This window comes from Cytobacillus sp. QJM3NY_8 (assembly GCF_056173585.1).
Map to the genome: position 1 here is coordinate 313810 of NZ_CM149681.1, position 18691 is coordinate 332500.

The following is an 18691-nucleotide window of genomic DNA, read 5'->3' on the forward strand; positions in this document are numbered from 1 at the left end:
TCAAAGGAGGAGTATTAATTGTCAATGGTTCAGAAAAAAGGGGATGCAGTTATTATAAAAGGCTCGAAATTTTATTATGTATTAATGTTTCTAGCAACGGCAGGATTTTTAATAGCATGCATTTTTCTAATTATACATGGATTAAAATTTAACTCTAAATACTCCTTTTTCTATCTTGGCGGAGGAATAATATTGACTCCTTTTTATTTGTATATCACTCTCTGGAGTCTGCCTGGTTTTATTCCAGGAAAGGTATTGCTAAAAATTGTTCCCAGAGAGAACGGTACAGTTATTGCCCCAAAATGCCTTGTTTTAATAAAGAACATCCGAAATATTGATTTGATAAGAAATCCATTAAACCTTATAAACGATATTGTTATTGAAACCTTCGATAATCAAAAAATAAAGATTCGCACCTATAATCTCTTGGATGATGGTGATTTTCAGGTAATTGTTGATCAATACATTTTTCCTTATATGACTGACAATGCCAGAAAAGTATGGGATCGGAAAATCGATCTGGATAAGTTAAGGGAAGAAGATAACTATGTTAGGCAGGAACATAGGATTGAGTAAAATTAATAGAAATATTTTAATATCTATCGATATTGAATTTTTTTAAAACGTACTACAGAGAAGCTCTTTAAAGGTCTAACCCTATAAAGAGCTTTTGTTTTGAGTTTGGTAATTTCTGAAACCGAATGGCATAACGCACGTAATAAAGTTAAGAAAGATTAAAAAGGAGGACACCATGCCAAAGAAAAGCCCCATCACCCTATTGATGATAGTATTAACCAGCTTCTTCTTCCTTTCAGCCTGCAGCTCAGAAAGCGGTTCAGAGGCCAAAGCAGAGAAAAAGGAAGAAGACAAATATGAAAAACTGGTTAAAGAGAAAAACAAGGAACTTGAGCTCGAACCTCTGGAGCTGACTTCTTACAGCGAGGAAGTAGGAGCAGCTTTGAAGAATCCGGAACATAAGGAGTTTGCTGCTAATGGCAGGGTGGCTGTGCAGGGAGAGATCGAGAAGTATTCGGACCTAAAATCAGACTATGCCTGGATCAAGGTTCGTTCCACAGAGGATGGACCGGCAGGGAACGATCTTGAATACTACACACCCATCAAAGAAGGGAAGTTCAAGCAGAATATCCGTTTATTTAATGGGGAAGGCGAGTACAAGATAACCGTTCAGCTTCCGAGTACGGATAGTGAGAATTACTATTATGATCTTGCCTCGTTCACTGTCCACAATGTGAATCCAAATGCGGAACGGGATGTGACGTATACTCCGTTTGGCCACGAGGCAGATCTGACTTTGGATATTGAATCAAGCTATATAAATGGCAATGAAGTATTCCATTTAAAAGGGGAAGCGGGAAGCCTATCAGACAGCGATACGATCATGCTTAAGCTGAATAAGGAATCGGATATGTGGAAGCATGTCATTCCGCTTAAGGACGGAAAGTTTTCCTATGATGTGCCATTATTCTATGGAAAAGGGCTTCACGAGCTTGAGGTGCTTGTCCCTGACAAGGAAAGGGAAAATTACTATCAGACGGCTACAACTATCTTAATAGACAACGAATCTGATAGGACGATGAGCCCTATCGAATATTCTAAAACGTATGAGGAGCGGGGAGTGGCACTTGAATACCCGCAATATGGCGGTGAGGAATCTGACGGTGTCTTTTCTGTAAAAGGAAAAATTGATCCGCAGGCAGAATTTGGCCCTGAAACCGATCATATTTACATTACCACTAAAAAGGGTGAGGACGAAGCACTGGATGTTATCCCAGTAGAAGACTTCACATTTGATGATTCGTTTTATTTAAGGTTCGGCCCGGGCACATATGAAGTCACACTAAGTGTTCCTGAAATTAAAGAAGAAAACAGTGATTATTTTCGGTATTATGGATTTGCCAAGTTTGAGGTAGAGTCAACAGGCGAGGATAAGCGGGACCTTCTGCCTTCAAGAGGCGTTCAGTCAGATGCACCGCAAATTACTGAACTGGCGAAAGAATTGACAGAAGGCATAAGCGGTGAAAGGGAAAAAGCGAAGGCTGTATATGATTTTGTCGCGAAAAACGTTTCATATGATGTGAATAAGCTTGAAACAGATGACTTCAGCTGGGATGATAGTGCACTCAAGACACTGGATTCCAAAACGGGCGTATGCCAGGATTATTCGTATCTTGCCATTGCCCTGCTCCGGGCAAGCAATATGGAAGCCCGTTTTGTCGAAGGGACTGCTTTCGGCGGATTTTGGCCGCAGAAGCATGCATGGGTGGAAGTGAAAGTGGATGGAAGCTGGCTTACTATGGATCCTACATGGGGAGCGGGATATATTAAAGATGATAAATTCGTGGCAGCTTTCAATGAAAAATACTTTGACCCGAATAAAGAAGAGTTTGAAAAAACACATAACCGCACAGGTGTATCCTATTAATTACTATAAAGTCACGGGGCTTGTTCCTGTGGCTTTTTTCAATAATTTGGCCTCTTTTTTCCAAATGTGTGGAAATTATATCGAAAGACCCTTCAATAAATATTCTGAAAATTATAAAATCAAATTGACTGGGCTTCCGTCCGGATCTCCTTTAAGGAGGGGAAAAGCTTGATAAAACAAATGGCAGGAGTGATCTTTTGTATGATGCTGATTTTCCCTGGTATGGTGAAGGCTGGCGGTTTTGGCGGTGATGACAGTGGAACTCCGGGTTATTGGTATGCCGGAGAAGCACCTTCAAGCATTGATCCTTCCAAATCACCTCTTGTGTTTGTGCACGGCTATAATAATTCATCAGCTGTCTGGCATGAAGGGAATGATATGTATGAAGTGGCTTTGGCAAATGGGTATGAAACAGCATTCATTGACCTTCATCATGACCGTGATATGTGGACGAATGGTACGATTCTGGCTGAAAAGCTTCAAGAAATGTACCATCATTTCGGTGGAAAAAAGCTAGTGGTCATTGGCTACAGCAAAGGCGGGGTTGATATTCAGACAGCTCTTGTTCATTACAATGCCCATCCATATGTCTCAAATGTCATCTCCCTATCTTCCCCTCATTTTGGAACCCAACTCGCAGATCTCGCCCACAGCAGCGCGGCCTGGTGGCTTGCTGCCCTCCTTGGCAACAATAATGAAGCAACTGAATCCCTGCAGACAGGCAATATGCAATACTTCCGTAGCCTTACAGATTCCCATCAGAATGCTGCAAAAAATCGATATTATACACTTGGCGGCACTAAATGGGGTTCATTTGGCAGTGCAACCTATTGGGGAGGCTTATATCTGAGCCAGTATGGAAAAAGCGATGGCGTCATTACGGCGGTTAATTCCCGCTTGCCAGGAGCATCCGTTGTTCAGGAGGGCAGCTGGAATCATACAACCATCCGGGAAGGATCCCATACATTTCCGGTGTTCAGGCCCTATACCACTATCACTCAGCCTGCTGCGGTTTTCTCACCAGCAAGCTCTGGATCCGCTGCCAGACAGCCTGGCACTCATTCCATTGTAAAAGGCGGGAAAGCTGTCAGTGCAATAAGCGAACAGTTTTCCGTGGAGGAAAATGTAGAATCCATGACCGTTTCTTTTTTAAGTGAAAAGAATTTGTCTGCTTTAAAATTGACCAGTCCGGACGGAAAGGAATATAAAACGAAAAAAGCGTATCAGGAAGAATCCGAGTTTTTCAAAGGAGCATGGGTTCATCAGTTTGAAATAGATTATCCTAAAGTGGGAAACTGGGCGTTAAAGGCTCCGGCAAATGCTGCGTATCTGTACACTGTTGCGCTGGACAGCCCGTTAAATGATAAAATTCTGGGCAAGTCTGCGAAAAGCCATAAAACCTTTAATACAAAATGGGTCCTCTTCGGGTTTGATTCCTCAGGGAAAAAACTGCAGCAAAAAGCCAATGGAGAAAAGACTGGCCTCATGACCGAAAGCGATTTTACACATGAAGGTGTATACAATGTGACAACAGAAGTGAAAGGCCAGACTGAAAATGGAAAGCCGTTTGAAAGAACCATCATTGAATCTTTCTATGTAGATCAAAGTGGAAAACGATATAAGTAATGTATGTTTGGCTGCTGTGAAGCAGTCTTTTTTTATTGAAAACCCAGGGATAAGGGAGAATCATCATAAGAAAAACACAGGAGTTTCTAACGCGACAGCGAATATATAATAGGTTAGAATTAAATTTAGGATAATGTAAATTAATGGAATGCGAGATATAGATAAAGGGGAGAGATTTCACATGGATAGAAATCATATGCACCCTGCAATTGAGAGGGTATTAGGAAATATCGAAAAAGTCATGATCGGCAAACGGGATGTCGCAGAATTGAGCTTAGTGGCACTTTTAGCGGAAGGCCATGTTTTGCTCGAGGATGTGCCGGGTGTCGGGAAAACAATGATGGTGCGTGCACTGGCTAAATCAGTCGGAGCCGCATTTAAACGCATCCAGTTCACGCCTGATTTGCTGCCTTCGGATGTGACAGGCGTATCCATCTATAATCCGAAGGAAATGGAATTTCAGTTCAGGCCTGGCCCCATTATGGGCAATATTATATTAGCAGACGAAATCAACAGAACCTCCCCCAAGACGCAATCTGCTCTTCTTGAAGGGATGGAAGAAAGCAGCGTAACCATTGACGGGGTGACACATCGCCTTGAGAAACCCTTCTTCGTTATGGCAACGCAAAATCCGATTGAGTATGAAGGAACTTATCCGCTTCCGGAAGCCCAGTTGGACCGATTCCTGTTAAAAATGAAAATGGGTTATCCTGATATCGCTGATGAGATGGAGGTCCTGAATCGGGCGCAGCGGATTCCGCCGATAGAAGATCTGGAATCTGTTATAGATTTAGCTGAATTGCGCTCACTCCAGCAAGAAATTAAAGAAGTGCATGTCGATCAGACGCTTAAACGCTATATTGTGGAAATTGCCAATCAGACCAGAAGCCATAGCAGTGTGTATTTAGGGGCAAGCCCCCGCGGCTCGATTGCTTTAATGAAAGCAGCCCAGGCTTACGCATTCATGTATGGCCGGGATTATGTTCTTCCGGATGATATTCAGTATTTAGCGCCTGCTGTTTTTGTCCACCGGATTATCTTAAGGTCTGAGGCAAAATTTGAGGGCATTACCGCTGAAGAAGTAGTAGAACGGGTCATTGCCAGGGTTTCGGTTCCTGTTCAAAGGTTAGCCAAGTAAAATGAAACAGCTATTAAAAGCAATGAAAGATGTCTGGAAGCTGATTGTGTTATTTTTGCTTATTCTGTTCGCCTTTTCATATGCGATGTTTCAGGGCGGCTTTGTAAGCTGGTTTTTATTTTACAGCTTTCTTCCTTTTGCTCTTTACGCACTTGGCTTATCGTTTTATTCTTTAAACGACTTTAAGGTGGAGCGGATCCTGCCAAAAACAGAATTCAATGCAGGCGAGCAGGCAGTTATCACCCTGAAGATAACCAGAAGAACAGCTTTTCCACTATTGTATCTGATCATTGAGGATGAGATGAGTGAACAGCTTCAGCATGCCAGGAAATCAAACGAGGCAAAGCGTTTTTTATTTCCTGGGTTCCAGAAGGAAATGTCCCTTCAATACAGGATTAATAGCCTTCCGAGGGGGGAGCATTTTTTTGCCTCCATCCGTGTGAAAACAGGTGATCTGCTCGGTTTAATAGAAAAAGAAAGGCAAGCACCTGCTGAGAGCCGGATGATCGTCTATCCGGCATATGAGGAAATCATTTATAAGCCTATGGCACATCATTATGATCAGGGAATGACTGCTTCAAAAGAGCGGGTGCAAAGGGATACTTCCATGGCCATCGGCATCAGGGAGTATCAGCCGGGAGACAGATTCTCCTGGATTAACTGGAAAGCTACTGCTAAGCGGAATGATATTATGACCAAAGAATTTGAACAAAGGCAATCCCATGACGTCTATATCCTCATGGATTGTGCACCGGATAGCCGGTTTGAAGCGATCGTTTCGTTTACAGCCTCCATTGCGAGGGCGATTCTCCGCAAAGGAGCACAGACTGGGTTTTTGACCTCAGCAGAAACGCGGACAGCTTTTCCAATCAGAGGCGGGGAAGCGCACCAGCTTCAGCTGTTTTATCATTTGGCAAAAATAAAGGATGATTCTCAAGCGGCAGTGGACCGGGTTCTTGAAGCAGAGCACTTTCTTTTACAGCAGAACAGTCAGCTGATGGTTATTACAGCGAAATTAACAAAAGCGCTTATAGAGAAAGCCAGTTTTTTCACGTCCAAGAAAGGGATTGTCACTATATTTCTAATGAAAAATGAGGATGAAGCTCCTTCCAGAGATGAACTGCTGCTCAAAACCTCTGCCAATGCCAGGGGAATCCGGGTAGTTTTGGTTCATAACGGACACTTTGCAGATGTGTTTTCGGGGGTGAGCAAGTGATGAGTTCTCTTAAGGTACAGAAAGATCTTACCTCTTTTCTCCTTTATGTTCTGGGATTTTTCTTATTATGGGAATGGCTTCGTCCGGTTGAGGAGCTGACGGACACATCCAATGTCATTGTTTTTCTCATGTTCCTTATACTATCGCTTCTATTGGCTTTTTTCGGTGTCAGCCCTGTATTAAGCGGGTTTATAAAGGTGCTTTATATTCTCTATGAACTGCATTATTTGTACTTTGAGGGATCGTTTTTCCAATTTTCATGGTTATCATTATTTGCATCGGACATGGTGCACAATTTTGCTTTAATAGCTGATAGAGACTGGCCGGGCATGACAAATTTATTCAGAAGCCTCCTCTTTTTCATTCTGCTGTGGCTGATGACTTATTTGATTCAGTATTGGCTGATCAATCGCAGGCGGATTTTCATTTTCTTTTTCATGACACTCATTTATATAACTGTATTGGATACCTTTACGCCTTACGAGGCAGATGCGGCGATTGTCAGGACAGTTATTGCGGGCTTTGCGGTTATGGGCATCTTAACCTTCAACCGTCTTCTGGATCAGGAAGGGCTGAAAAAAGAAGCCTCCCTGTCGCGCAAATGGATGATTCCGCTGACTGCTCTGATCGCTCTGAGTACTGGCTTGGGGTTTGCAGCACCTAAGGCAGAACCGATTTGGCCCGATCCTGTTCCATTTATTAAGTCGTATGGACAAAATAGCGGCAGTGATGGCCCGGGTATTCAGAAAATCGGCTATGGGGAAGATGATTCCCGTCTTGGCGGTCCTTTTATAGGAGATAACGCTGTGGTCTTCAGGGCGGAAGTAGAGTCCCGCCATTACTGGAAGGTTGAAACAAAAGATACTTATACAGGCAAAGGATGGGTTACATCCCAGGCAGAGGGAGAATATCAACCGTTTGGAATGGGAGAAGAAATCCCGGTTACATCGTTCATCGATAACGATGCAATTGAAACCACTGAAGAAGTAAGCTCCGTTTATACTTTTATGAATTACCCTCATGTGGTGTATCCGTTAGGGTTAAATAATATTGAAGCTGCACCGTTCATTACCTATGAGCTTGAAACGGCCACTGAAAAGATCCGGACATTGGAGGGCGGACGGCCATTTGCATTGGAAGAATATAAGTTAGGCTTCGAGGTGCCTGAATACAGTGTGACTGCAATGAAGGCAGCCTGGGCAAATGCGGAATCACTGCCTGAGGAATTTGTGGCGAGATATACACAGCTGCCTGAAGACTTGCCTGAAAGAGTCAGGGAACTTGCTCTGGAAATTACTCAAGAGAAACCGGACTGGTTTGAAAAAGCAAGGGAGCTTGAGAGGTATTTCCGAAGGGCAGAATATACCTACAGCCAGACAGACGTAGCTGTTCCAGATGAAAATGAGGATTATGTGGATCAGTTTTTATTTGATACCAAACAGGGATATTGCGACAATTTCTCCTCCTCCATGGTGGTAATGGCCAGATCCATTGGATTGCCGGCAAGATGGGTGAAGGGTTATACAGAAGGAGAATTCAAGCAGTCATTAGGGTCTGGTCTTCGCTTGTTTGAGATAACAAATAACAATGCCCATTCATGGGTGGAAATCTATTTCCCTGAAATGGGCTGGGTTCCATTTGAACCAACTCAGGGGTTCAATAATAACGTACAATTTAACTTTGACAACGCTGGCCAAAATACGAGCCAGCCAGAAGAAGTTAAGCCAAGCGAGACTGAGACTCCTGTTAAGCCAGACATGCCTGAAGAAGCAGCGGCGGAAAAATCGCCGTTTTCAATAAAAGAGCTTTGGGACAATCTGGGAACTTTCTTAAAAGATAATTGGAAAGTAATCGCAGCAGCGATATTGGCAGCTGGTGTGCTTGTTTTCGTGCTTTTCCAGAAGAGGGGCAAATGGATGCCGCATTATTTTATCTGGAGATTTAAAAAGACAAAGGATGATGAGCATTTTCCTAAGGCTTATCTGATTCTCTTAAAAGAATTGGACCGGTACGGGTTAAAACGGAAAAACGGCCAAACCTTAAGGGAGTATGCCAAATATATAGACAGCTTTTTCTCAACAAAGGAAATGAGCAGGCTGACAGCCCGTTATGAAGAACTTGTTTACAGGGGTGTTCTAAAAGAAGGAAGCTGGAATGACACGAAGGAATTGTGGGAAAATTTAATTAAAAAGACAATAGCTTGACCGGGATTTGGGGCTGTTGTTACAATAGGCAAATAAGACAGCGGCATAATGTTCGGTTTTTGCCGCGTATTACAATTAAATCATGCAACCTTCATATATCCTCGATAATATGGTTCGAAAGTCTCTACCGGATCGCCGTAAATGATCTGACTATGAAGGCAGAAGAAGCTTTTTGCTATACGTGAAAACCGGAATTCTGCCTTCACTTTTTTTTGTGGAGAAAGAGTTCCGGTTTTTTTATTGGCCAGCTTCTGGCTGGCGGTTATATATGAGATTGCAAAGAAATTATATTTTTACTAGATATTTTACCTGCAGGAGAGAAGACTAAAAGAAATATTACAAATTTAATGAGGTGAACAGTGTGACGGGGAAAACAGAACTTCAAAATCAAGAAATGATCGTAGTGCTGGACTTTGGAAGCCAGTACAATCAGTTAATCACTCGCAGAATCCGTGAACTGGGTGTATACAGTGAGCTTCATCCGCATACGATTACAGCTGCGGAAATCAAAGAAATGAATCCAAAAGGAATTATTTTCTCTGGCGGGCCTAACAGTGTCTACGGCGAAAATGCCTTCCGCTGTGATGAAGAAATTTTTGAACTGGGCTTGCCGATTTTCGGAATCTGCTATGGCATGCAGCTGATGACGATGCATTTTGATGGTAAAGTAGAGCCTGCCAAGCACCGTGAATACGGTAAGGCAATCATGAAGATTGAAAATGAATCCAAATTGTTTACAGATCTGCCTAGAGAACAGACAGTCTGGATGAGCCATGGCGATCTTGTCGTAGAGGCTCCAGCTGGTTTTACAGTGGATGGTATAAATCCATCATGCCCGATTGCGGCTATGAGCAATGAAGAACGCGGTTTATATGCTGTTCAATTCCACCCTGAGGTACGCCATTCAGTTCACGGAAACGATATGCTGAAAAACTTTGTGTTCGGCGTTTGCGGCTGTACAGGCGATTGGTCAATGGAAAACTTCATTGAAATCGAAATGGAAAAGATACGCCAGGAAGTTGGAGATAAAAAGGTTCTTTGCGCATTAAGCGGCGGTGTTGATTCATCTGTTGTTGCCGTCCTTATTCATAAAGCAATCGGTGATCAGCTAACTTGTATTTTCGTGGATCACGGCCTGCTGAGAAAAGATGAAGCAGAAGGCGTCATGAAGACATTTGCTGATGGATTTAATATGAATGTAATTAAAGTGGATGCCCAGGAACGCTTTATGAATAAGCTTAAAGGTGTTAGCGATCCTGAACAAAAGCGAAAAATTATCGGCAACGAATTCATCTATGTATTCGATGATGAAGCTGCTAAGCTTCAAGGCATTGATTTCCTTGCACAGGGGACTCTCTACACAGATATTATTGAAAGCGGAACAGCTACTGCGCAAACCATTAAATCTCACCATAATGTAGGCGGACTTCCTGAAGATATGCAATTCAAGCTGATCGAGCCGCTTAACACTCTGTTTAAAGATGAGGTGCGTGCGCTGGGAACAGAGCTTGGCATTCCGGATGAAATCGTTTGGAGACAGCCATTCCCTGGTCCGGGATTAGGTATCCGCGTTCTCGGGGAAATCTCAGAAGATAAGCTTGAAATTGTGCGCGAGTCTGATGCTATACTGCGTGAGGAAATCCAAAAGGCAGGGCTTGATCGCGACATTTGGCAATACTTCACGGTTCTGCCTGATATCCGCAGTGTCGGTGTAATGGGAGATGCCCGGACTTATGATTATACTATCGGAATCCGTGCGGTTACTTCAATAGACGGCATGACTTCTGACTGGGCACGTATCCCATGGGATGTACTGGAGATTATTTCAACTAGAATCGTTAATGAAGTTTCGCATGTCAACAGAGTGGTTTACGATATTACGAGCAAGCCGCCCGCAACAATCGAGTGGGAATAAAATACGAACAATAAGAAAAAGCGGACATGAAAATGTTCGCTTTTTCTATTGACTAGGACTTTTTGAGGTGCTATGATAAAGAAGAATTAAATATGTCGTTTTACGTCGTATAATATTGGGGATATGGCCCAAAAGTTTCTACCGAGCTGCCGTAAATAGCTTGACTACGAGGTAAGTGCAAATAGGGATGTTTTTGCTATTATTTTTCTTTGTTTTCCCCTATTGCAAGCACGAGCCCAGTTGTCAATGCTCCGGTAGTCAAACCGGAGTTTTTTTATTTTAAAAAATAAAGACAGCCAATAGGGGGAAGAGAAATGAAGAAGTACTTCCAGTTTGAAGAACTTGGTACTAACTATCGCCGTGAATTTATCGGCGGACTTACAACTTTTTTAGCAATGGCTTATATCTTAGTCGTTAATCCGATTACATTATCGTTAATGGATATACCTGATTTGCCGGATTCCATGAGAATGGACTATGGGGCAGTATTTGTGGCAACAGCAGTGGCTGCCGCAATTGGATCCCTATTGATGGGGGTGCTGGCCAGATATCCGATTGCACTTGCCCCGGGAATGGGATTAAATGCATTTTTTGCTTATACTGTTGTTTTAACAATGGGAATTCCTTGGCAGCATGCATTAGGCGGGGTTCTTATCTCAGGGATTATCTTTATCTTTTTATCCCTTTCTGGTTTGCGTGAAAAAATTATTAACTCGATCCCTGCTGAATTAAAGTATGCGGTCAGTGCCGGAATCGGATTGTTTATTACATTTGTCGGTGCTCAAAGCGCAGGGCTGATTGTCAATAATGATGCAGTTCTTGTAGGATTAGGCGATTTTACTGATGGGAATGTGCTTCTGGCTATTTTCGGGATTATCATCACAGTAATTCTGATGACAAAAGGTGTAAATGGCGGAATTTTTATAGGGATGGTACTCACGACGATTGTTGGGATGATTGCCGGCCTGATTGACGTTCCAGGAAAGGTTGTTGATTCCGTGCCAAGTGTAGCTCCAACGTTTGGAGCGGCATTCGGGGCATACAGTGACCCTTCATTCTTCTCAACAAGCATGCTGGTGGTTGTTCTGACATTCCTATTCGTTGACTTCTTTGATACAGCAGGAACGTTAGTGGGTGTTGCCAACCAGGCGGGCTTAATGAAAGAAAATAAATTGCCCCGCGCAGGTAAAGCGCTTCTGGCGGACTCCACAGCAACTGTCGTTGGTGCGATATTCGGAACATCCACGACAACTTCTTTCATTGAGTCTTCATCAGGGGTTGCGGCAGGTGCGAGAACGGGATTTGCATCGATTGTCACAGCAGGGTTCTTCCTGTTATCATTATTTTTCTTCCCGTTATTAGAAGTCATCACTTCTGCGGTGACAGCTCCGGCACTGATCATTGTCGGTGTATTGATGGTTGCATCATTAGGCAACATTGATTGGACTAAGTTTGAAATTGCAGTTCCGGCATTCCTTACGATTATTGCAATGCCATTGACTTACAGTATCGCAACAGGAATTGCAATCGGATTTATTTTCTATCCAATCACCATGATTGTAAAAGGAAGAATCAAAGAGATTCACCCAATCATGTACGGGCTGTTCGTCATATTTGTTTTGTATTTCATTTTCCTGAAGTAATAATTATGAATTAGGCCCGCTTTAATGCGGGTCTGTTTTATTTTATTCTCAATCCGTTGACTTCCCGGACAGGCTTTAATACCATGAGAGTACATTTGTTTATGGGCGGGGAGAAGAGAATGGGTGAGTATAAGGTAAAAAAAGTGCTTAATAATAACGTCCTTATTGGCAGCCACGAGTCATTTGGGGAAGTTGTCCTTATCGGTAAGGGGATTGGCTTCAGCCGGAGGCCGGGCCAGCCAATCGACTCTAATTTGGTTGAAAAGCTCTTTGTGCTTAAAAATGAAAAAGAGCAGGAGAATTATATTAAACTGATGCCTTTTGTGGATAATGAATTGCTTGAAGCAATTATCTCCTCAATTCAATTGATTAAACAAAGGGCAAATTCCATGCTTAATGAACATATCCATGTTGCGTTAACTGATCACTTGATGTTTGCAATAACGCGTCTGAAAAAAGGGATGGAAATGAAAAATCCTTTTCTTATCGAAACTAAGACTCTCTACCCATTTGAATACGAAATTGCCCACGAAGTTGTGAACCTTATAGGACAGCGAACCGGTATTTATTTGCCTGAAGGGGAGATTGGGTTCATTGCCCTCCATGTTCATAGTGCTGTAATGAACCGCGATTTATCCGAAGTCAATCAGCATTCACAACTGGTAACCCATCTTGTGAATATGATTGAAGAACAGCTTGACATTAAGATTGATAAAGACAGCATCGATTATATGAGGCTTGTCCGCCATATCCGATTCACCATTGAACGGGTTAACAAAGGCGAGGTGGTTGAAGAGCCGGAAAAAATAACTTCCCTCTTGAAAGAAGAATATCCGGTGTGCTACAATCTCTCTTGGAAGCTCATTAAAGTAATGCAGCAAACATTAAAAAAACCAGTCTTTAATGCAGAAGCTGTTTATCTGACAATGCATCTGCAGAGGCTTCAAAAGAAAATAAATTAATTACAATACTATCTTGCGAAACAGGCAAGTCTTTACGTGTTACTGATTCGATCAGGCATGAGTGAAGAAAGGTAATTGAATTTAGGTAAATAGGGTATGATACCCTTGTATACACCTGAATTCTATCCTTTTTTCCTCATGCCTTTTTTATTTTTTTTTAATGCTTGCCGCTTTAAATGAAAACGCTTAATGAGTAAAAAACTATAGGGGGTTAACATATGTTTAAAAAAGTATTTGGCGTCCTGCAAAAAGTAGGAAAAGCCTTAATGCTTCCAGTAGCATTACTGCCGGCAGCGGGGATACTGCTCGCTATCGGTGCTGCTCTGCAAAATCCGGCGCTGCTTGAGCTGGCTCCATTCCTGGATAACAGCGGAGTTGAAATCGTTGCTCAAGTTATGCAAAAAGCAGGAGATATCGTTTTTGCCAACCTGCCTGTTCTATTTGCAGTTGGTGTAGCAGTTGGTTTGGCCGGCGGTGAAGGTGTAGCTGCGCTTGCTGCCATTATCGGCTATCTAATTATGAATGTGACAATGGGGACGGCTGCAGGAATTACTGCTGAGGATGTAAATGGGCTTAATTATGCAAACATATTAGGAATCCCAACTCTGCAGACAGGTGTATTCGGCGGTATCATTGTTGGTATTATCGCCGCTGCATTATATAACAAGTTTTTTGAAATCGAACTTCCATCCTATTTAGGTTTCTTTGCCGGAAAGCGTTTCGTTCCGATTATTACGGCAGCAACGTCTGTAGTCCTTGGTTTGCTGATGCTTGTTATCTGGCCGCCAATCCAGGAAGGGCTGAATGCTTTCTCTCAAAACATGGTTCATGCGAACTTGACTCTATCAGCGTTTATTTTTGGATTAATTGAACGCTCATTGATTCCTTTTGGTCTTCATCATATTTTCTACTCTCCATTCTGGTATGAATTCGGACAGTATGTAACGAATGCAGGGGAAACGGTTCGCGGTGACCAGCGCATTTTCATGGCACAAATCAGTGACAATGTACAAAACCTTACTGCAGGTACATTCATGACTGGTAAATTCCCGTTCATGATGTTCGGTCTTCCTGCCGCTGCATTAGCAATTTATCATGAAGCACGTCCGGAAAAGAAAGTGGTAGTCGGAGGCCTTATGGCATCTGCGGCGTTAACTTCTTTCTTAACAGGTATTACAGAGCCGCTGGAGTTCTCATTCTTATTCGTAGCTCCTATCCTATTTGCGGTTCACGCGGTGTTTGCAGGTCTGTCATTCATGACCATGCATCTCTTAGATGTAAAAATCGGCATGACTTTCTCAGGCGGTTTGATTGACTATATTCTATTCGGTTTAATCAACCCTCAGACAAATGCCTGGATTGTCATTCCTGTTGGATTAGTATTTGCTGTGATCTATTACTTTGGCTTCCGATTTGCCATCCGCAAATTTAATTTAATGACTCCGGGCCGTGAAGAAGTAGAAGATGAAGAAACAGCTTCTGCAGGTAAAGGCGGAGATCTTCCATATGAAGTTCTTGATGCTATGGGCGGACAAGAAAACATCGCTCATCTTGATGCATGTATTACTCGTCTGCGTGTATCGGTAAACGATATTAAAAATGTAGATAAAGAACGCTTAAAAAAACTTGGTGCATCTGGAGTACTGGAAGTAGGAAACAACATCCAGGCTATCTTTGGCCCGAGATCTGAAACAATCAAAGGACAAATGAAAGATATCATGAGCGGCAAAAGACCGCGCACGGTTGAAAAAGCTCCGGAAGGCGGAGTTGAACAGCAAATTGAAGAAGTAAATCCTGAAGCTCTTCAGACTGAGCACAAGGAAGATCTTTTCATTTCACCGATCAAAGGAGAAATCAAACCAATCACAGAAGTACCTGACGCTGTATTCTCAGGTAAAATGATGGGTGATGGTTTTGCGATTGTACCTGCAGAAGGAACTGTTGTATCACCGGTAGACGGGAAGATCGTTAACATGTTCCCGACAAAGCATGCAATCGGCATTCTTTCAGATTCAGGCCGCGAAATACTTATCCATGTAGGTATTGATACAGTAAATCTGAAAGGTCAGGGATTTGAAGCGTTAGTTGCTGAAAATGACCGTGTAGAAGCAGGGCAGCCGCTGTTGAAAGTGGATCTTGATTATATCGAGAAAAATGCAACTTCTATCATCACGCCAATTGTATTTACAAACCTTCAGCAGGGTGAAGTGATCAAGATTAATAAGCCAGGCGCTGTTGATCTAAAAGAAAAAGAAATCATTGTCATCTCCAAATAGTAATATATAATATAGAAGAAACCAGCTGCGTTTTAACCAGCTGGTTTTTTTGATTTAAATGCAAAATAAAATCTTTTTAGTTTTTACGAATAATTTATTGACCTTATAAGCAACAGGTGTTATTATAGAAAAACAGTCGCTTGAGACGTTAACAAGATTTGATAGTTTTAAAAAAAGTTGTTGACGAAGTGATTGAGAAATGATATATTAATAAAGTCGCTTCTGAGCGGCGGATTGATCTTTGAAAACTGAACGAACAAAAACATCAACGTTAATTCTTTAGTCTTTTTTAAAAAGACAACTTATGAGCTTAATCAACTCTTATATGGAGAGTTTGATCCTGGCTCAGGACGAACGCTGGCGGCGTGCCTAATACATGCAAGTCGAGCGGACAGATGGGAGCTTGCTCCCTGAAGTCAGCGGCGGACGGGTGAGTAACACGTGGGCAACCTGCCTGTAAGACTGGGATAACTCCGGGAAACCGGGGCTAATACCGGATAATTCTTTCCCTCACATGAGGGAAAGCTGAAAGATGGTTTCGGCTATCACTTACAGATGGGCCCGCGGCGCATTAGCTAGTTGGTGAGGTAACGGCTCACCAAGGCAACGATGCGTAGCCGACCTGAGAGGGTGATCGGCCACACTGGGACTGAGACACGGCCCAGACTCCTACGGGAGGCAGCAGTAGGGAATCTTCCGCAATGGACGAAAGTCTGACGGAGCAACGCCGCGTGAGTGATGAAGGTTTTCGGATCGTAAAACTCTGTTGTTAGGGAAGAACAAGTACCGGAGTAACTGCCGGTACCTTGACGGTACCTAACCAGAAAGCCACGGCTAACTACGTGCCAGCAGCCGCGGTAATACGTAGGTGGCAAGCGTTGTCCGGAATTATTGGGCGTAAAGCGCGCGCAGGCGGTTCCTTAAGTCTGATGTGAAAGCCCCCGGCTCAACCGGGGAGGGTCATTGGAAACTGGGGAACTTGAGTGCAGAAGAGAAGAGTGGAATTCCACGTGTAGCGGTGAAATGCGTAGAGATGTGGAGGAACACCAGTGGCGAAGGCGACTCTTTGGTCTGTAACTGACGCTGAGGCGCGAAAGCGTGGGGAGCAAACAGGATTAGATACCCTGGTAGTCCACGCCGTAAACGATGAGTGCTAAGTGTTAGAGGGTTTCCGCCCTTTAGTGCTGCAGCAAACGCATTAAGCACTCCGCCTGGGGAGTACGGCCGCAAGGCTGAAACTCAAAGGAATTGACGGGGGCCCGCACAAGCGGTGGAGCATGTGGTTTAATTCGAAGCAACGCGAAGAACCTTACCAGGTCTTGACATCTCCTGACAACCCTAGAGATAGGGCGTTCCCCTTCGGGGGACAGGATGACAGGTGGTGCATGGTTGTCGTCAGCTCGTGTCGTGAGATGTTGGGTTAAGTCCCGCAACGAGCGCAACCCTTGATCTTAGTTGCCAGCATTCAGTTGGGCACTCTAAGGTGACTGCCGGTGACAAACCGGAGGAAGGTGGGGATGACGTCAAATCATCATGCCCCTTATGACCTGGGCTACACACGTGCTACAATGGATGGTACAAAGGGCTGCGAGACCGCGAGGTTAAGCGAATCCCATAAAACCATTCTCAGTTCGGATTGCAGGCTGCAACTCGCCTGCATGAAGCCGGAATCGCTAGTAATCGCGGATCAGCATGCCGCGGTGAATACGTTCCCGGGCCTTGTACACACCGCCCGTCACACCACGAGAGTTTGTAACACCCGAAGTCGGTGGGGTAACCTTTTGGAGCCAGCCGCCTAAGGTGGGACAGATGATTGGGGTGAAGTCGTAACAAGGTAGCCGTATCGGAAGGTGCGGCTGGATCACCTCCTTTCTAAGGATATTTACATGAAACGTGACGTGTTTTGTTCGTTCAGTTTTGAGAGTTCAATCTCTCAATGAAAGATTCGTTCTTTGAAAACTAGATAATGTTAATGAAGAAGCAATAACCGAGTAATCGCCATCTTAGTTTTTTTCTCTTATTTTTGTTTTAAAACGAAGTAAGAGCACAAACCATGAGGACGATGAGCGGCAAGGAGATCAAGGAAGCGACCGAGTGAGCACCGGAGCGTACTTCAGTACGTGAGGAGCGGAGCGAGAGAGCTGACGCAGAGATCCGCAGTCGATCAGCGGCCGAAGTAGGTTAAGTTAGAAAGGGCGCACGGTGAATGCCTTGGCACTAGGAGCCGATGAAGGACGGTACTAACACCGATATGCTTCGGGGAGCTGTAAGTAAGCTTTGATCCGGAGATTTCCGAATGGGGAAACCCCCTATCCGTAATGGGATAGGATCTTTACCTGAATACATAGGGTATAGAAGGCAGACCCGGGGAACTGAAACATCTAAGTACCCGGAGGAAGAGAAAGCAAACGCGATTCCCTGAGTAGCGGCGAGCGAAACGGGATTAGCCCAAACCAAGAGGCTTGCCTCTTGGGGTTGTAGGACACTCTACACGGAGTTACAAAGGAACGAGGTAAATGAACAGGTCTGGAAAGGCCGGCCAGAGAAGGTAAAAGCCCTGTAGTTGAAACTTCGTTCCCTCCAGAGTGGATCCTGAGTACGGCGGGACACGAGAAATCCCGTCGGAAGCAGGGAGGACCATCTCCCAAGGCTAAATACTCCCTAGTGACCGATAGTGAACCAGTACCGTGAGGGAAAGGTGAAAAGCACCCCGGAAGGGGAGTGAAAGAGATCCTGAAACCGTGTGCCTACAAGTAGTTAGAGCCCGTTAATGGGTGATAGCGTGCCTTTTGTAGAATGAACCGGCGAGTTACGATTACATGCGAGGTTAAGTTGATGAGACGGAGCCGCAGCGAAAGCGAGTCTGAATAGGGCGAATGAGTATGTGGTCGTAGACCCGAAACCAGGTGATCTACCCATGTCCAGGGTGAAGTCCAGGTAACACTGGATGGAGGCCCGAACCCACGCACGTTGAAAAGTGCGGGGATGAGGTGTGGGTAGCGGAGAAATTCCAATCGAACTTGGAGATAGCTGGTTCTCTCCGAAATAGCTTTAGGGCTAGCCTCATGTAGTAAGAGTCTTGGAGGTAGAGCACTGTTTGGACTAGGGGCCCCCATCGGGTTACCGAATTCAGACAAACTCCGAATGCCAAAGACTTATCCATGGGAGTCAGACTGCGAGTGATAAGATCCGTAGTCAAGAGGGAAACAGCCCAGACCACCAGCTAAGGTCCCAAAGTATACGTTAAGTGGAAAAGGATGTGGAGTTG

Annotated in this window: 10 protein-coding genes, 2 rRNA genes and 2 riboswitches (1 of these 14 cut by a window edge); all 12 genes read left to right on the plus strand. The window is 43.9% G+C overall.

Features of this window, described 5'->3' with window-relative positions; all coding sequences use genetic code 11:
• The first annotated feature begins 24 nt into the window (after window positions 1–24).
• Window positions 25–576 carry a DUF5381 family protein gene (locus AC0VZ9_RS01735; protein WP_026041750.1) on the plus strand — a complete coding sequence of 184 codons (552 nt, stop codon included), beginning with the start codon at window positions 25–27 and terminating at the stop codon, window positions 574–576.
• A 175-nt stretch (window positions 577–751) separates the two neighbouring features.
• Window positions 752–2443 carry a transglutaminase domain-containing protein gene (locus AC0VZ9_RS01740; protein ID WP_019382393.1) on the plus strand — a complete coding sequence of 564 codons (1692 nt, stop codon included), beginning with the start codon at window positions 752–754 and terminating at the stop codon, window positions 2441–2443.
• 168 nt (window positions 2444–2611) lie between these two features.
• Window positions 2612–4069 (plus strand): esterase/lipase family protein, encoded by a 1458-nt coding sequence (locus tag AC0VZ9_RS01745; RefSeq protein WP_019382395.1) that lies wholly within the window; start codon window positions 2612–2614, stop codon window positions 4067–4069.
• 181 nt (window positions 4070–4250) lie between these two features.
• Window positions 4251–5207, plus strand: a complete 957-nt coding sequence (locus AC0VZ9_RS01750; protein ID WP_071158498.1) for an AAA family ATPase — start codon at window positions 4251–4253, stop codon at window positions 5205–5207.
• Window position 5208: 1 nt separating this feature from the next.
• Window positions 5209–6423, plus strand: coding sequence for a DUF58 domain-containing protein (locus AC0VZ9_RS01755; RefSeq protein ID WP_071158500.1), 1215 nt, complete (start codon window positions 5209–5211; stop codon window positions 6421–6423).
• Window positions 6423–8627 carry a transglutaminase TgpA family protein gene (locus AC0VZ9_RS01760; protein WP_192908049.1) on the plus strand — a complete coding sequence of 735 codons (2205 nt, stop codon included), beginning with the start codon at window positions 6423–6425 and terminating at the stop codon, window positions 8625–8627. The genes AC0VZ9_RS01755 and AC0VZ9_RS01760 overlap by 1 nt, the downstream gene beginning before the upstream one ends.
• Window positions 8628–8698: 71 nt before the next feature.
• A riboswitch (purine riboswitch) is annotated at window positions 8699–8800 on the plus strand.
• A gap of 221 nt (window positions 8801–9021) precedes the next feature.
• Window positions 9022–10542, plus strand: coding sequence for a glutamine-hydrolyzing GMP synthase (gene guaA / locus AC0VZ9_RS01765; protein WP_175502204.1), 1521 nt, complete (start codon window positions 9022–9024; stop codon window positions 10540–10542).
• Between the two features lie 85 nt (window positions 10543–10627).
• Window positions 10628–10729: riboswitch (purine riboswitch) on the plus strand.
• 127 nt (window positions 10730–10856) lie between these two features.
• On the plus strand, window positions 10857–12185 hold the full coding sequence (locus AC0VZ9_RS01770) for an NCS2 family permease (RefSeq protein ID WP_009336181.1): 1329 nt from the start codon (window positions 10857–10859) through the stop codon (window positions 12183–12185).
• A gap of 119 nt (window positions 12186–12304) precedes the next feature.
• Window positions 12305–13147 carry a glucose PTS transporter transcription antiterminator GlcT gene (gene glcT / locus AC0VZ9_RS01775; RefSeq protein ID WP_019382399.1) on the plus strand — a complete coding sequence of 281 codons (843 nt, stop codon included), beginning with the start codon at window positions 12305–12307 and terminating at the stop codon, window positions 13145–13147.
• A 218-nt stretch (window positions 13148–13365) separates the two neighbouring features.
• Complete coding sequence (ptsG, locus tag AC0VZ9_RS01780) at window positions 13366–15423, plus strand: glucose-specific PTS transporter subunit IIBC (RefSeq protein ID WP_475396984.1); 2058 nt, start codon at window positions 13366–13368, stop codon at window positions 15421–15423.
• 322 nt (window positions 15424–15745) lie between these two features.
• A 16S ribosomal RNA gene (locus tag AC0VZ9_RS01785) occupies window positions 15746–17295 on the plus strand.
• A gap of 307 nt (window positions 17296–17602) precedes the next feature.
• Window positions 17603–18691, plus strand: a 23S ribosomal RNA gene (locus tag AC0VZ9_RS01790); it runs 1847 nt beyond the window's last position.
• The 16S and 23S rRNA genes sit together here, the layout of an rRNA operon.

Coding starts and splice junctions, on each gene's coding strand:
- AC0VZ9_RS01735 (WP_026041750.1), top strand. CDS start 25: ATGGTTCAGAAAAAAGGGGATGCAGTTATTATAAAAGGCTCGAAATTT.
- AC0VZ9_RS01740 (WP_019382393.1), top strand. CDS start 752: ATGCCAAAGAAAAGCCCCATCACCCTATTGATGATAGTATTAACCAGC.
- AC0VZ9_RS01750 (WP_071158498.1), top strand. CDS start 4,251: ATGGATAGAAATCATATGCACCCTGCAATTGAGAGGGTATTAGGAAAT.
- AC0VZ9_RS01755 (WP_071158500.1), top strand. CDS start 5,209: ATGAAACAGCTATTAAAAGCAATGAAAGATGTCTGGAAGCTGATTGTG.
- AC0VZ9_RS01760 (WP_192908049.1), top strand. CDS start 6,423: ATGAGTTCTCTTAAGGTACAGAAAGATCTTACCTCTTTTCTCCTTTAT.
- guaA (WP_175502204.1), top strand. CDS start 9,022: ATGATCGTAGTGCTGGACTTTGGAAGCCAGTACAATCAGTTAATCACT.
- AC0VZ9_RS01770 (WP_009336181.1), top strand. CDS start 10,857: ATGAAGAAGTACTTCCAGTTTGAAGAACTTGGTACTAACTATCGCCGT.
- glcT (WP_019382399.1), top strand. CDS start 12,305: ATGGGTGAGTATAAGGTAAAAAAAGTGCTTAATAATAACGTCCTTATT.
- ptsG (WP_475396984.1), top strand. CDS start 13,366: ATGTTTAAAAAAGTATTTGGCGTCCTGCAAAAAGTAGGAAAAGCCTTA.